The organism is Alsobacter metallidurans, assembly GCF_014636935.1.
GTDB lineage: Bacteria > Pseudomonadota > Alphaproteobacteria > Rhizobiales > Beijerinckiaceae > Alsobacter > Alsobacter metallidurans.
Genome location: NZ_BMES01000002.1, coordinates 1,600,897 through 1,615,438 on the forward strand (window position 1 = coordinate 1,600,897; position 14,542 = coordinate 1,615,438).

At 59.7% G+C, this 14,542-nt stretch carries 8 protein-coding genes, 1 tRNA gene and 3 pseudogenes; 6 read left to right on the forward strand and 6 right to left on the reverse strand.

Annotation, left to right across the window (positions count from 1 at the left end):
* Positions 1-215: 215 nt before the first annotated feature.
* Positions 216-1,871 (reverse strand): energy-dependent translational throttle protein EttA, encoded by a 1,656-nt coding sequence (ettA, locus tag IEV99_RS17955; RefSeq protein WP_188519092.1) that lies wholly within the window; start codon positions 1,869-1,871, stop codon positions 216-218.
* Between the two features lie 158 nt (positions 1,872-2,029).
* Between ettA and IEV99_RS17960 the strand changes: the two genes are divergently transcribed.
* Entirely contained in the window at positions 2,030-2,254 is a 225-nt protein-coding gene (locus IEV99_RS17960) for a hypothetical protein (protein WP_188519093.1), read from the forward strand.
* A gap of 201 nt (positions 2,255-2,455) precedes the next feature.
* Here the strand turns inward: IEV99_RS17960 and IEV99_RS17965 are convergent, their stop codons facing one another.
* Complete coding sequence (locus tag IEV99_RS17965; protein ID WP_188519094.1) at positions 2,456-2,713, reverse strand: DUF2171 domain-containing protein; 258 nt, start codon at positions 2,711-2,713, stop codon at positions 2,456-2,458.
* 126 nt (positions 2,714-2,839) lie between these two features.
* Here IEV99_RS17965 and IEV99_RS17970 point away from each other — a divergent pair.
* A tRNA-Ile gene (locus tag IEV99_RS17970) sits at positions 2,840-2,915 on the forward strand.
* A gap of 341 nt (positions 2,916-3,256) precedes the next feature.
* On the opposite strand, the pseudogene IEV99_RS17975 reads toward IEV99_RS17970, so the two are convergent.
* A pseudogene (locus IEV99_RS17975) lies at positions 3,257-3,973 on the reverse strand (sulfite exporter TauE/SafE family protein).
* Between the two features lie 370 nt (positions 3,974-4,343).
* Between IEV99_RS17975 and IEV99_RS17980 the strand changes: the two are divergent.
* Positions 4,344-5,248, forward strand: a pseudogene (locus IEV99_RS17980) (LysR family transcriptional regulator).
* 549 nt (positions 5,249-5,797) lie between these two features.
* Here IEV99_RS17980 and IEV99_RS17985 read toward each other — a convergent pair.
* Positions 5,798-7,182, reverse strand: a pseudogene (locus tag IEV99_RS17985) (IS1182 family transposase).
* A 705-nt stretch (positions 7,183-7,887) separates the two neighbouring features.
* On the opposite strand from IEV99_RS17985, the gene IEV99_RS17990 reads away from it, so the two are divergent.
* Complete coding sequence (locus IEV99_RS17990) at positions 7,888-9,615, forward strand: hypothetical protein (RefSeq protein ID WP_188519095.1); 1,728 nt, start codon at positions 7,888-7,890, stop codon at positions 9,613-9,615.
* A 300-nt stretch (positions 9,616-9,915) separates the two neighbouring features.
* Positions 9,916-10,734 carry a M12 family metallopeptidase gene (locus IEV99_RS17995; RefSeq protein WP_188519096.1) on the forward strand — a complete coding sequence of 273 codons (819 nt, stop codon included), beginning with the start codon at positions 9,916-9,918 and terminating at the stop codon, positions 10,732-10,734.
* Between the two features lie 264 nt (positions 10,735-10,998).
* On the opposite strand, the gene IEV99_RS18000 is transcribed toward IEV99_RS17995, so the two are convergent.
* Both IEV99_RS18000 and IEV99_RS18005 read right to left on the reverse strand, forming a co-directional pair.
* Positions 10,999-11,616, reverse strand: coding sequence for an RES family NAD+ phosphorylase (locus tag IEV99_RS18000; protein ID WP_188519097.1), 618 nt, complete (start codon positions 11,614-11,616; stop codon positions 10,999-11,001).
* The gene (locus tag IEV99_RS18005; protein ID WP_188519098.1) at positions 11,616-12,740 is read right to left on the reverse strand and encodes a hypothetical protein; all 1,125 of its coding nucleotides are present in this window, start codon (positions 12,738-12,740) and stop codon (positions 11,616-11,618) included. The genes IEV99_RS18000 and IEV99_RS18005 overlap by 1 nt, the downstream gene beginning before the upstream one ends.
* 600 nt (positions 12,741-13,340) lie before the next feature.
* On the opposite strand from IEV99_RS18005, the gene IEV99_RS18010 reads away from it, so the two are divergent.
* The gene (locus tag IEV99_RS18010) at positions 13,341-14,354 is read left to right on the forward strand and encodes a GDSL-type esterase/lipase family protein (RefSeq protein WP_188519099.1); all 1,014 of its coding nucleotides are present in this window, start codon (positions 13,341-13,343) and stop codon (positions 14,352-14,354) included.
* Positions 14,355-14,542 lie beyond the last annotated feature (188 nt).

Below are 14,542 nucleotides of genomic sequence, written 5' to 3' on the forward strand. Positions count from 1 at the left end.
CCAGGGGTGCGCGCCTTTGCCCCGTCATCCCCTGCCCGCCCTGCTGCGCAGGTCGCCGGGGATGACGGCGGAGAAGGAGCGCCAAGCCAAAAAGCTGCCTGTAATCTTCGGGCCACCCTCCCCGTCATTGCGAGCGACAGCGAAGCAATCCAGCTAACGCCCGGCCCTTAGGATTGATTGCTTCGCCTCCGGCCCGCAATGACGGCCAGGCGTTGTCAGCGGCTGAACTTCTTGTACTTGATCCGGTGCGGGATGATGCTGTCGATGCCGAGCCGGCGCTTCTTGTCTTCCTCGTAGTCCTGGAAGTTACCCTCGAACCACTCCACGTGGCTCTCGTCCTCGAATGCCAGGATGTGGGTCGCGATGCGGTCGAGGAAGAAGCGATCATGGCTGATCACCACCGCGCAGCCGGCGAAATCCTCCAGCGCCTCTTCGAGCGCCCGTAGGGTGTCGACGTCGAGGTCGTTGGTGGGCTCGTCGAGCAGCAGCAGGTTGGCGCCGGTCTTCAGCATCTTGGCCAGGTGCACGCGGTTGCGCTCGCCGCCCGAGAGCATGCCGACCTTCTTCTGCTGGTCGCCGCCCTTGAAGTTGAAGGCCGCGCAGTAGGCGCGTGAATTGATCTCGCGCTTGCCCAGATAGATGATGTCGTTGCCGCCCGAGATCTCCTCCCAGACGGTCTTCTTGTCGTCCAGCGCGTCGCGCGACTGGTCGACATAGCCGAGCTTCACGCTCTCGCCGATCGTGATCTTGCCGGCGTCCGGCGGCTCTTGGCCGGTCAGCATCCGAAACAGCGTCGTCTTGCCCGCGCCGTTGGGGCCGATGATGCCCACGATGCCGCCGGGCGGCAGCTTGAACGACAGGTCGTCGATCAGGAGGCGATCGCCATAGCCCTTCGACAGGTGCTCGAAGTCCACCACGTTGTTGCCCAGGCGCTCGGCCACAGGGATGATGATCTGCGCGGTGGTCGGGGCCTTGTCGTTCTGCTTGGCGACAAGATCCTCGTAGCGCTGGATGCGCGCCTTGGACTTGCTCTGCCGGGCCTTGGGCGAAGCCGAGATCCACTCGCTCTCGCGCTCCAGCGCGCGCTGGCGGGCCTCTTCCTCGCGGCCCTCCTGCATGAGGCGCTTCTGTTTCTGCTTCAGCCAGGACGAGTAGTTGCCCTCGTACGGGATGCCGCGGCCGCGATCGAGCTCCAGGATCCAGCCCGTGACGTTGTCCAGGAAGTAGCGGTCATGGGTGACGATCAGGATCGCGCCCGGATACTCGCGCAGATGGCCTTCCAGCCAGGCGATGGACTCGGCGTCGAGATGGTTGGTGGGCTCGTCGAGCAGCAGCAGCTCGGGCTGCGACAGCAGCAGCTGGCACAGCGCCACGCGGCGGCGCTCGCCGCCCGAGAGCTTGGAGACGTCCGCGTCGTCGGGCGGGCAGCGCAGCGCGTCCATGGCCTGGTCGACCTTGGAGTCGAGATCCCAAAGGCCCTTGGCCTCGATCTCGTCCTGCAACTGCATCATCTCGTCGGCCGTCTCGTCCGAGTAGTTCATCGCGAGTTCGTTGTAGCGGTCGAGCACGGCCTTCTGCGGGGCCACGCCTTCCATCACGTTCTCGCGCACCGTCTTGGTCGCGTCGAGCTGCGGCTCCTGCGCGAGGTAGCCGACCCGCGCGCCTTCCTGCACGAAGCCGTCGCCGGAAAATTCCTTGTCGATGCCCGCCATGATGCGCAGCAGCGTCGACTTGCCCGAGCCGTTGACGCCGAGCACGCCGATCTTGGCGGTCGGGTAGAAGGACAGGTGGACGTTGTCGAGGACCTTCTTGCCGCCCGGGTAGGACTTGGTCAGGCCCTGCATGTGATAGACGTATTGATAGGAGGCCATGACCCGCCCTTCCGCTCTTCGCCGCCGCAATGGGATTGCGGCGTATCTAGCGATTGTCGTCGGCTCCGGCAAGGGAAACGCCGCCGCGACGATGGCCTTGCGCCGGAACAACGCCCCTCCCCGCCCATTGAGTCACCGGCCCGCAAGGAGAACAGCCGATGACCCGCGACCAAGAACCCGCCCCCGGCGAAATGGGCGGCGCCCTCAACCAGAACCAGCAGTCCGACGCCAACCAGAACAGCAAGACGCTGGGCGGCAAGTCGCAGAAGGGCCCGCCCGCCCATCAGGGCCCGGTCGGCGGCGGCAAGGAAAACGCCGAGATGCGCCGCCGCGGCGCCGGCGTCGACACGGCCGACGATCGCGTGAAGGGCTGGCGGGATTAGACGCGCGTCCTGCTGCTGGCGTCGCGCAAAACACAAAAAACCCTCATCCTGAGGAGCAGGCCCCCTCGGGCCTGCGTCTCGAAGGGCGAGGGCTCCAGCTCGCGCGATCGTGGTCGCGAACTGGATCTCTCGTGCCTAGAGACACACCGCCCTGAGGCGATGGTTCTCAGGCTATGGGAAATCGCGGCCCCGGCCCATCGCTCAGGCGGCCGGCGAGCCCTTTTCTTCTTCCTCGAACGTCACCGCCACCGCGCCGTTGGCGGACAGGCGCACTTTGTCGCCCTCCACGTCGGCGACGAGGCCGAGCGACACGTAGTGGTGATGCCCCTTGTGCGCGCCCTCGCCGCTGTCCTGCTTGGTCAGCTTGATGCGCTGGCCCTCGACCCTGTCGACGGTGCCGACATGCGCCCCGTCGGCGCCGATCACTTCCATGTGCTCTTTGATCTGGCTCGCATTCATTGTGGGATCTCCGTTGGAGGTTGCGGGCGACAACGCCCGACCCGCCGCGAAGATGCGTCCCGATCGCCAGCAACAAACCACCGCAGGGATTGCGCCCCGCGCGCCGAATCCGTACCACTGCGGCCGGGGCCTGTAGCTCAATGGTTAGAGCCGACCGCTCATAACGGTCTGGTTGCAGGTTCGAGTCCTGCCGGGCCCACCAGCTGATTCAGTTACTTAGGTCGTGTTTATATCGAAATTCAGTCAGGTGCGGCACTGATTACGGCACCGGAATAGCCTGCTAAGAATGGAAGCCACCCGCTGCCCCGGGACTGACCCCTAAGCATCATAAGCGTACCTTTAGTGCCTGTGCTCCGCTGCTGCGATAGTGGCCAGTGGTCCAGAAGCGCCGATTTAGACGGGTCCGCTGCGCGCCAAGAGGCGACATTGCGCTCCCGCAACCGGACTGCCCGCTCCCGACCCTGAGCAGCCCCTGCTCCGGAAGGCGGGGGCCCGCTCAGTTAGTAGCAGGGGAGGCTCGGACTCGTGCGTCCAGTCTTCCGATTAGAACACCACCCGAGAAGCCAGATGAGCCCCCAGCGCCATCGGGCCGAGGAAAAAGCAGCGCCGAAACACCTTCTCGCTGACCCGGCCCCGCACCCATCCGCCCACGAACATGCCAAAGAGTGCAGGTGGTAGTGCGAGCGCCGACGCGGCAACCGTGCCGCTCTCGAACGAGCCGCCTACTTTCAATGCGGCGGCGAGCGCCACAGTAGACACCGTGAACGAGAGCCCAAGCGCCTGGATCAGGTCGTCTTTCTGCAGGCCAAGCGCTCCGATGTACGGCACCGCCGGGATTACGAACACGCCCGTGGCGGCTGTTACCAGCCCCGTCACGGACCAGCCACTGCGCGGCGTGCGGCGAAACCGAGAAGCGCACGGCGGTGAGGCCGAGAACGGCGTAAGCCATCAGCGCCACGCCGAGACCAATGGCAGCTTGGCCGGTATGGCTACCCCGCTGATGCCGCTGCCGGCCAATGTGCCTGCGACAACGCCGGCCATCATGGGCCAGAGCCGGCGGGTCAGTGCACCGAGGCGCGGCCCAGTCGCGAGTTGCCAGACGTTGGTGACGAACGAGGGCACGATCAGGAGCGAGGCGGCTTGTAGTAGCCCCATCGCGACGGTCGGCAAGCCGAGCCCGATCACGCCCTTGACGAAGCGGGCGATCAGTAAGGTCAGGGCTGCGACAGCTAGTTTGAGCGGTTCTAAGGCGAAAGGCATTTCAGCTTGTGTGTTCGAGCGGATGAGGGGCGGATGTCAGTCATGCAACAGCATGTCCGCAGCGCAGCTTTCTCGATGCTCATGGAAGCTACAGGAGCTGCCCGGTGCTCGGCAGCGCGAACCGGAGCGCTCACACAGGCGCGCGCATTAGTTTCGAGAAGGGCGGCGAGCGCGAGGCGGTCAAGTCCGCAAGTTATAGGGCGACGGCTTCAGGGAACCCCTTACAGTCGATGCTCATGGCTCGTGCACACCGCGTCCTCACCGCACTTTGCGAACGGGCGTGGTGCACGACAATGCGGAAGTGAGTAGGGTCAGGCTTCGGCTAATCCGAAGGCGTTTGTCTTTCTAAGTTGGGCTTGGCCAACCGAGGATGCGCTTCGATCTAACTGACCTGCGTCTGCTCGTGCACGTCATCGAGGCGGAGAGCATTACACATGGGGCTGAGCGAGCCGGAATCGCGATCGACTCCGCCAGTGAGCGTATCCGCGGGATGGAGCTGGCCGGAGGCGTGCCCCTGCTGAAACGCCGACCTCGCGGTGTGCGGTCGACGCCAGCCGGTCAGGCGGTCGCCCACCATGCACGCGTTATGCTGGGCCAGATTGAGCAGATGGGCGGAGATTTAGGGCAGTATGCCAAGGGTTTGCGCGGTCACGTGCGTGCGCTGGCGAACACCGTGGCCGTGGCCGTATTTTTGCCGGATGCTCTGGCTTCCTTCCTCGCAAACTATTCCTAGATCAACGTAAATCTGGAGGAGCGGCCGAGCCGTGAGATCGTCGCCGCAATCGCTGGCAGGCTCGCCGATTTTGGCATCGTCGGCACCACGGTCGACCTCCGCGCATTGGAGACGCTGCCGTTCCGGATCGATCAGCTCGTCCTAATTGTACCGGCCGGCAACGCCCTTGCTGATCGAACGGAAATCCCGTTTCGAGAAGTGCTCGACGAGCCCTTAGTAGGCTTGGGACATGGCAGTGCGTTGCAAGCCCACCTCGCCAGCCACGCCGCTAGGGCGGGCCGCGCGGTCAACTTCCGGCTGCGCGTAGGCGGGTTCGAGGCGTCTGCCGAATGGTCGAGAGCGGCGTCGGGGTCGGGGTCGTACCCGAAGCTGCTGCGCAACGATCAGGTGAGCGAGGGACGATCCGCGCAGTTCCGCTTAGCGATGCGTGGGCCCTTCGAAACTTGACGCTTTGTGCCCGCAGCGTCGCGGCCCTGCCTGCGCATTCCCAGCAGCTTGTACGGCATCTGACTGGCGATACGCCACATCTGCGTGCGCTGTAGTGCTATGAGCCATAAGCGGTGACCAAGTGCCTCCACTGATGATCCTGCTGCCCGTTTGATGTCCCGCTGGTGCAACCAGTTGCACGGTTCTGTTGAGTGTTAGTGGAGCTGAGGGGAGGCGAACCACCAAGGAATGGTTCGAGCAAAAATAACGTCTTGTGCTGCTATCAGGACGGCGCGTGCGACACCTCTGTGGACCACTAATGTCAGCGCGAACCATTCTCTATCGAAACATTGCACTGGAGCTTAGGGCAGTCCCTAAGCTTCCTGAGTCCTGCCCTGGCAACATACGTTCCAGACAAAACGGCTTGAGGCTGAGTTGAGGGTCCGCGGTGGGTCCGGCAGGAGGGCCGGCCACTTGAAACCTCCGTCGCGATCACATTAGTTTGGCCGCTGTTGGGAGCGCCCCTGTGTTACAGGTCTGTGCCACACAAGCGGAGGTCGGCTCGCCAGAAGCGGAAATTTGGCTTCGGGTCGATGTCGTTGAAAAAGTCGCTCCCTGGCCAGCGCCGAGAGGCGGGCAGCGCGAGTCGAGAAGCGTCTTCCTCCTCAGGCCGGCATCACCTGCGGTCCATTCGGCAGGAGCTTCGCCAGCTTCCTGAGGTTCTGCGCGGCGGCGGCGAGGTGGAACTCATCTCGGGCTCCCAGTGGCCCGCGTAGCCGCAGTCGGTCGAGCCTCAAGATCCGCTTCAGGTGCGCGAACAGCATCTCCACCTTCTTCCGTTGCCGGCGCGAGGTGGCGTACTCGTCGGTCTCGGCAATGGCCCTCGCCATGTCGCGGGCGCCTTCATGGATCGAGCGCGGGATCTTGCGGGCCGGCGTGTTCGGGCAGCACCGAGGCTTCATGGCACAGGCGTCGCAGTCGTGCTTGCTAGCGCGGTAGCGCATCATTCCGTCCTCGTCGGCCAGCGGACGAGGATTGCGATAGGTCCTCTGTCGCTGCCTCAACAGCTTGCCGGCGGGGCAAACGTAGGCGTCCTGGTCGTGGTCGTAGGTGAACTCTGATCGGCTGAAGGTGCCGTCCTGGCGCCCCGACTTGTCGAAGACCGGGATGTGGGGCTCGATCCCCCGCTCGTGGACAAGCCAGGCGAGGTTGTCGGCCGAGCCATAGGCACTGTCTGCGGCGAGCCGGGCGGGCCAGAGGTCGAAGCGGTCTTGCGTCCGCTCGATCATGGTGCGTGCCGCACCGACCTCAGCTTGCCGGATCGCGCGGCTGGCTTCCACATCGACGATGACCGCGTGTTGGAGGTCGATGAGGTAGTTGGTCGCGTAGGCGAAGAAGGCGTGCCCCTTCAAGGCGCCCGTCCATTGCGCGGCCGGATCTGACTTGGACACGAACTTGGGCTTCACCCCGCTGGCGGCGCCCCAGGCCGCTTCGTCGAGTGTGTCCAGGTACTCCCGGACTGAACGCCTCGTCTCGGCAAGAGCTGTCCAGTCCACCGTCTCGGATCCCTCGGCGGAGCGCTGCCTGTTCGCGTCCGCCTTGATCAGACTGGCGTCGACGGCAAAGCCCTCTCCGCCGACCAGGCCCTCGTCCATGCAGCGCCGCACGGTGGCCTCGAACAGCTCGCGCAGCATGTCGCTGTCGCGAAACCGACCGTGACGGTTCTTCGAGAAAGTCGAGTGGTCCGGCACGGCCCCGTCCGGCCCAGCCGGCAGAACCAGCGATAGGCCAGATTGAGGTGAACCTCCTCGCAGAGCCGGCGCTCCGAGCGGATGCCGAAGCAGTAGCCCACCAGCAGCATTCGGATCATCAGCTCAGGGTCGACCGATGGCCTACCCATCTCGCTGTAGAAGGGACGAAGGGGGGCCCGGATGCCGGCGAGATCCACGAACCGGTCTATGCCGCGAACGAGGTGATCAGCCGGGACATGTCGCTCCAGGCTGAACTCGTAGAACAGCGCTTCTTGAGCCACCGTCCGTTCGCCCATCATCGCGTCGTCCCCCAGCCCAAGGACAACTGAATCAGGACTTCACACCGGCAGCAACGCCGACTTTTTCAACACAATCGGCCAAAAGCGGCCGCTCCCTTTGCCCGGTCAGCTGGGTAGGGGCCGGACTTGTCGCGGCGATGTGGATTGTGGCTGGTCTATGCCCGGATGAGGTGAGCAGCCGGGACTTGCCGCTCCAGACTGAGGAACAACGCCTCTTGAGCCACCGTCCGTTCGCCCATCACGGCGTAGTCTCCAGACCCGAGGACGACTTGATCAGGACTTCACACCCGCTAATCGGCACCGGTCGGCTGCGTCGCATCAGTGGTCACTCGCCGAGTATTCTGACTGAGCCGCCCGCGCGCTCCAGCAGGCGCTCGTACAGGTCCAGGAACAGGATGTTCTAGCCTTTCCTTTCCTAGTGAAGCTCACATCTGGGGAACGAGCGTCACCAGTCGCGCAAAGCATTGTGGCTGCCGTGGTGCCGAAGCAGATTCGCCCGGTGTAAATATTGACGACGATGCTCGGGATGTCGGGCGAGGGGTAGCGCCGGTCGCCGCCTACCTGAGCGCAATTCGCATTACACGCTCAATTTAACTCGACTCACGCTCGATTTGATGTCTGTGGCGTACGCTTCAGCGATTTCGGACATGTTGACTGCATCTGCTGCTGTCGATTAGCGTCGCGGGATGTTGATGGAGAGCCCCGATGTCGAGCGCGGCACGTCTACTCCGGCTAGCCTGTTTGGTCATTACAGGGGCATTTAGCCAGCCTGCGGCCAGTCAAGTTACATCGACATGCAACAACGTAGCACGAAATGTAACGATTGGAGACAACTCGTCTTTCATTCAGGTTGTCGACTGCGTTCCGGTCGATCCCGCGAAATCTTTCAGCATCAGGTACGTGTGGCTTGATGCAACAAACGTTTCTTTTCTACTTAGCGGCTATAATGAGAAGCTTCTCAGTGCAATAGTTGGATATCCAGCCGTTGTATTGCGCAATCCAATCTATGATCGTATCCAAACGCTGTACCGTGACTATGGCGAGCGTATAGCTTCCACCACGTTTCCTAATTTTTTCGCGCGATTCAATAGCAATCTTCTTGGATCTACAGGAGGTCTATTGAGCAGCAACACGGAATTCGAGGAGGTTTCTGATGCAATCCGCCGACGCATGAGGTTTTATACTGGAGAAAAAAATATCATTTGGCCCGAATTAGCCGCTTCCGCAGATTTAGCTCGTACACGGGCGTTACCATCAGGATGGCGGTTAACATATACGGAGTCTGGCGACGGGATTTCTCCCACTAGGCCAATTGATGCCCTTAATTGCACGATGTTGTACCAGCCTGTTTCTGCCAACGAATTAGAGAACTATTGGCAGAAGGTGAATGAGGTCAAGCGAGCAATCCTTTCAAAATCGCTGAAAGAGGATTTTACGGTTACCGAGAAACACTACGGATTGTTCGATCAAACTGCAATGGTTTCAGGAAATAAGACAGTCGAAGCGGTTAAAGCTTTGGCAGATGGTGGGTCGTGGCCTGCTGACTACCTTTTTAAGTATGGGTCTTTCTCGCTGGACGGATGCGGGAAGAACATTTTCGGCTTCGTCGCTGTTCCGCGTAAGCTTTTTGTCTTGGTTGCAATTGTCAAGGCAGAGCGAGCATCCGTTAGCATAGATGGCGTTGACTACTTGGCTGACAAAGGGGGCGGCTTGCGGACTCAGATCAACGAGACCGAGTCCGTAAGAGATCGATTTCCCGAGCAGACGATTAGTAAGGATCGATCCCTCATCATACCGCTTCGGCTGGATCTACGCTACGACTTGGATGAGGAGCCTATATCGAGAATCATAGAGAATAAGCTTTCCATAGCTCAGCAGAGGGCGATCACTAAAATTCCAAACAGCGTTTTTTCCGCGGTCATTGGTGGCCGCACGATCGCCAAGAGCAAAGATAGTTTCGGGCAACCACAATTTATGCAAGTGAACCGTGCTTACACCTCAGGTGAGGCTAGATCGCTCCAATCCATTGTTGTGGACGGTACCTCATATCCCGTAAAGCCCGCGCCTCGGACGGCCCTAGTTTCGGTAGGAGAACTCGATGGTGGATCCTGCCCCTTCCTAATGGTCAAGGAGAGCGATGGGGATTGGTCCCTACAAGGGCGCGTCCTGGTCGGCGCGAATCAGCGATCGCTGGCTAGGTCAGAAGCCGTCAAACTTCCTGTTGATACGTCCGACATTCGGATCGAGGAACGTGAGCCAGAAATCACTTACATAAGCACTATAAAAATCAGATACTCTGGTCTGCAAGAGGCAGAGCTTGCCAGCAGCGTAATTTTGCAACCTGGCGAATCATTATCGCTGAAATTACCAAGAGCCGCTGACAATGAGACAACGTTGATGCTAACAGGGTACTATCGAACTACAACCGACTGATCGAGGAAAATGGAGATTACGATGCAGCGCCTACTACTCGCGGCAGCAGCATTCACTGCACTTTCAACGGGCGCAAGTTCGCATAGCTCACCGGACGACCTGAAGCAAGCGCCCCAGCTGGACATTAGCCCTCCTTCTCTAAACGTAACCTCTCCCGACCCGTTCGTGCCCCGGATTGTGGAGGGCGTAATCGACAGTTTCAAGCTCTGGCAAGCCGGAACTGCCATCTCAGCGTGCTTTTATGGAGGTTCAGAGGACGTAAGAAGTGCTTTCCGATCGGCCGCCGGAGAATGGCTCAGATTGGCCAATCTGAAAATTAATTTCGATAGTCTAGGGGTAAACTGTTCTGCGGCAAATCCGAGCCAGATCAGAATAGCTTTTCAGCGGACTGGGAACTGGTCTTATGTAGGAACTGACAGCATCCGAGTCGATCGTGCGACGCCGTCTTTGAACATTGAGGCGGGTAACTCTGACGGCTCTGCGCTGAGTGATGCTGCATTGTTCAAGCAAGTTGTTCTCCACGAACTAGGACACGCACTTGGCATGCAACACGAGCACCAAAGTCCTGACGCCCGGTGTGATCTCGAGTTCAATTGGGAAACTATCTACGCTACCTACTGGCAGAATTTTCGATGGGACAGAGCGAAAGTCGATGAAAATCTTCGCTCCCTGATTAAATCAGCTAGGTTGCGGACCAGTGGTTATGATAAGAATTCTATCATGCACTACTATTTTCCGGCATGGATGTTTAGGTTGGGACAAGCGAGTAGCTGTTTCGTGGAGCATAACACAACCATCTCTCGACTCGATGGAGAGAGTATTTCGGCAGCATACCCGTCAGATCCTGCGAAACAGGTTGAACTCATTAAAGGTCGAGAACGAAAAGCAAAAGAAGTGCTTTCTGGTCTGGGCCTCTCTGCTGAAAGCACCAAGTCGATATCCGACAAGATCAACGAAGTTGTGCAAACCGCTGCACCCGGCCTGAGCGTTACCCTCGTTAATGGTGGCGACCTCGAGGCCACCGGTGGGTGCGGACAAACCTTGATCTCCGGCTTTTCGACCGGAGCGGGATCTTCGGTAAGTATCTCGACCAACTCAGGTTGCGGTAAAGCACCGTGACTGAGGTTCTCCAGGAGCGCCCACCGGCTATTTTGCTATCCTCTCGATTCGCAATATCGAGGCCTTTGTTGGCTTCGATCCCGAGGTAGTGCACCGTGCGCTCCAGCTTGGCATGCCCAGTAAGAGTTGGCAGGCCCCAGTTGAGGGTACTTAGCACCACGAGCGCGGGGCAAGTGCAGGCAAGTCGGGTCTTGGCACTGCACTCTGACCATTGAGCGCTAACGCCGGGGGCTGTCCAACGTTTGTGACAGCTAAAACGTTCGATCAGGGCAGCTGGTCGATGTCGGGCAAGGGAAGCTGCGGATCCCAAACTGCACCAACCTTATTCAATAGATCGTCAGCCACCGCAGGATATTCGGCGAACGCCGAGGTTTGAACTAACTTCAGCTCAGCTGGCGTCACTCGATCATACAATGCATAGCAAATCTCGTCGTTGTTGTGCCGGCTGCGATAGGCGATGCCGTCGAGGTTTCTGCTATAAAATGCGAGCGATAATAGCTGCGGAGGACCATAATCATCGCCGCTGCAGATATCGCTGGTCACCCCGTGCCAAGCGAGACCTCCACCATGCAGCTGCGCAACGTCAACATCTCGTTGCAGCTCCAAGGTCGACCACGACCGTCTTCGCACGGAAGGCCAGGCGACAATCCGCGCTGCCCTGCGGAGTACAGTTTCGGCAAATGCACCCGTTAGCTCTTGGGCGGCGTAGAGGGTGCCAAATTCTCCGTCAGGCGCGTCAAAACGATTGCCGGGCAAGTTGCCCGGCCCAGGCCCAAACCACACAGGCTCGTTAGTGCTCCAATGAACACGCGTGACGCGCGTGCCCGCGGGTAGGCGGACGATCAGGCACTCGGCCGGCAAAGCCGGCGCCGACGTCGCCATCAGCCCTCGTCCAATCCAAGAAATGCGCGTGCGGCCGCTATCACCGTTTGGACGTTACCGCCTTTTAAAAGGTCAATCGGCACTGCCCCGCCTAATGCAGGATCGGGCTCAACCAAATATTGTAAGGCCGACCAGCTGCCGGCCTCACCAAAAAGCAGAAGAACATCTTTTAGGTGCGGAACAACGGTAGATCCGGCCTCGCTCTGGATCAGCTGTATCGCGGGTACTACTAACGTCTCTCCAATCATCAAACCGAGGGCGGCCCCGCTTTTTATGCGTTTGTGCATGGCTTGACGCGATATATTAAGCTGCTTGGCGGCGCCGGTCAGCGTAAGCCTTTCACCGGCTTTTGTGAGTAGATTTTCTTGAATGGTGCGGAGAGCTTGAACCTTTTCCGCGCTGGGTTTGTTCTCTCTAGCCAATTCTTCTGATAGATTGGCCGCGAGTGCTAGCTGGTCCACATAGGCATCCACATGGCGGACCAACTCTCTAGATGCCCGGGTCCGATCTTGTTCAAACAGCTGCTTCAACTGGTTATCTGCGGGGGTTAGCTCGCAGAGGCTCCAAAACGCCGTCCGATACAGAGGCTCCGCCTTCTCTGGTAGGGACCATTCATGCACAAGCAGATGCCGTGTTTCCTTCCACCGCGCAAAGCACCTTTCGGCGAGTTCGCCATACCAGCCCTTGGAGCTACGACGAAGCGTGACCCCAACTTTTCGCGGAACATGTACTGCGGCAGTGTCGATCGCTCCGAACAAGTAAAATGTCGCATGATCAACTCGCTGCGAAAAACGTGCGAGCGCGGCGACGTCGCTGCGATGCAATTCAAGCAATGTGTACTCGTCGGAGTACGCTTCCGCCTTATTGACTGTCGGTTTAGCTTCTGGTTCATCCGACGGCATCAAATATTGCAATCGTGTTTTCATCCACTGATCGCTGGGTCCAGTAAACAGACAGGAGGCTCGACCGAGAAAACTCTGCTCTTGCTGCAACTGGTGGATCATGTCACGCACGAACCGAGCATCCGACCAGATCGGCGCTTCCGGCTCTGACGCCGGTAGATTTCGCCCTAAAACAGCGGCAAGGGCGTCAGTCACTGATTTTTTTGGATCGACCATGGTCATCCTAAGTTGCCAGTAAGTGGTTGATATAAGCGCTTTGCATGAGGTGTCAACCCGCCCTGTCAACCGAGCCCCTTGTGTCCATTTGCGGATGATCCTTGCCTGCGGGATTACAGTGGGTCGGTGCTGGAGCTAAACGGGCCCAAGAGGGCCGCGGACTGGTGGTCACCGTGAGGTATGCGGTTCTGGAACTCAACGGGACGATCAAACACGAGGCGGATGGGGTTAGCCCAGGGCTCCGTCACCGACCATAGAGCCAGGCTGGGAATTCGTTAAAGAAGACGCTGAGCGAGTACATAGCTCGCGGCCTTTCCGATAAGAAGTGAACCCTCCCGCAAAGAGCCACGCGCGTTCATCACCTGCAATTGGTTCCGGAACGTCGCACGCGATAGCTCGGCTGAGTTTAGGCGTCCTCTGGGGCGAGCGTCACCGCTCCCGGAGAAAGCGAAAATGGAAAAGTGCGAGCTCGACACACAGCCTAGCATTCTGCGGTCTCGTATCCGCGCTTCCAGGCTGCGAAACGACTAGTATCGAAGCCGCTTCTCTATTCAGCTTGTTCGCACCAAGGCCCTCGACGCCCGCGCTAAAAACGAAGACTATGGCGTGGACGCGTCGATGATGACGGGGGTGGGCATGGCTAACAGGATCAGCTTGGGCGACCTGATCGCGAAGGTGAGCACCCGGGCGCTGAAGAAGGACGCACTCGAGAAATACTTCGAGTACGACGCCCTCAATAGTCGAAGCTTTCAACCGGCTTTTCGTCTCAGGACGGACATGGTTGACGTGTCTGGCGCGGAGCGTACAGCGAGCGCGGCCGGTCACACTCTCGCCTTGGAGGCCATCCTCGGCGCGCAGGAGGCTGTTCGGGAAGAACACGGCGGGGACGCCCCGGCCATCTTGGCAGAGGGCGACTCGTGGTTTTCCCATCCGCTCGTGACGACGTCTATTGACGCCCTGCAGGAGCGGGGCCATGACGTCGAAAATATAGCTAAAGCAGGTGATACGATCGAGAATATAATCGCACAGAAGCAATATCGCTCTATTTTGAAACAGAAAAAGACCACCCACTTCTTGTTTTCGGGTGGTGGCAACGACGTGCTGGGGCAGCTGCGTAACTTAGTCAACCGCGTCAACTACGACGTCCTTGACGCCAAGAACCCGAGCCATGTCGCTTACTACATCAAGCCCGAATTCGAGGAGGTGCTGCTCACGTTGCGCCAGCACTACGTGACCCTTATCAACGACGTGCGGCAGGTCTCGCCGGCGACGATGATGATTATCAACGGCTACGGTTACGCCCGCCCGCAGGCGCACGGTATCTATATCGGTGATGATTTCGAGTTTCTCGGCTTCGAGCTGGCGTTCAAGAAACCACACATGAAGATGTCGTTGGCGATCGTGCGTCGCATGGTGGACCGCTTCAACGTCATGCTTGACACGCTGGCGCGCAACACCACCAAGGTCCGCTACGTCGACCTTAGGCCTGCCATCTCTCAGAACAATGGCGACGACTGGTTCGACGCCGAACTACACCCGTCCGCCGCTGCAGCGCGCCGACTGGCAGACCTCTTCGAAGCCGTCCTGCCCGCGCCGGCCCAGAACATTCCGCTGGCGTGAGATGTTCAGACCCGGCCAGCGTCGGAAGTAAAGCCTGCCTCGGCGGAAACCCTCCGGCGATCGGCACGGATCTAATGCGTCTCCGTCAGACACTCCGAGTGCTCCGGGTACACCATTTGTACTCACATATCCGGTTCTCGCGGCGCCGCGGCCTGCTGCTCGGGTTGCTTCACGCGTCACTCTAGCCG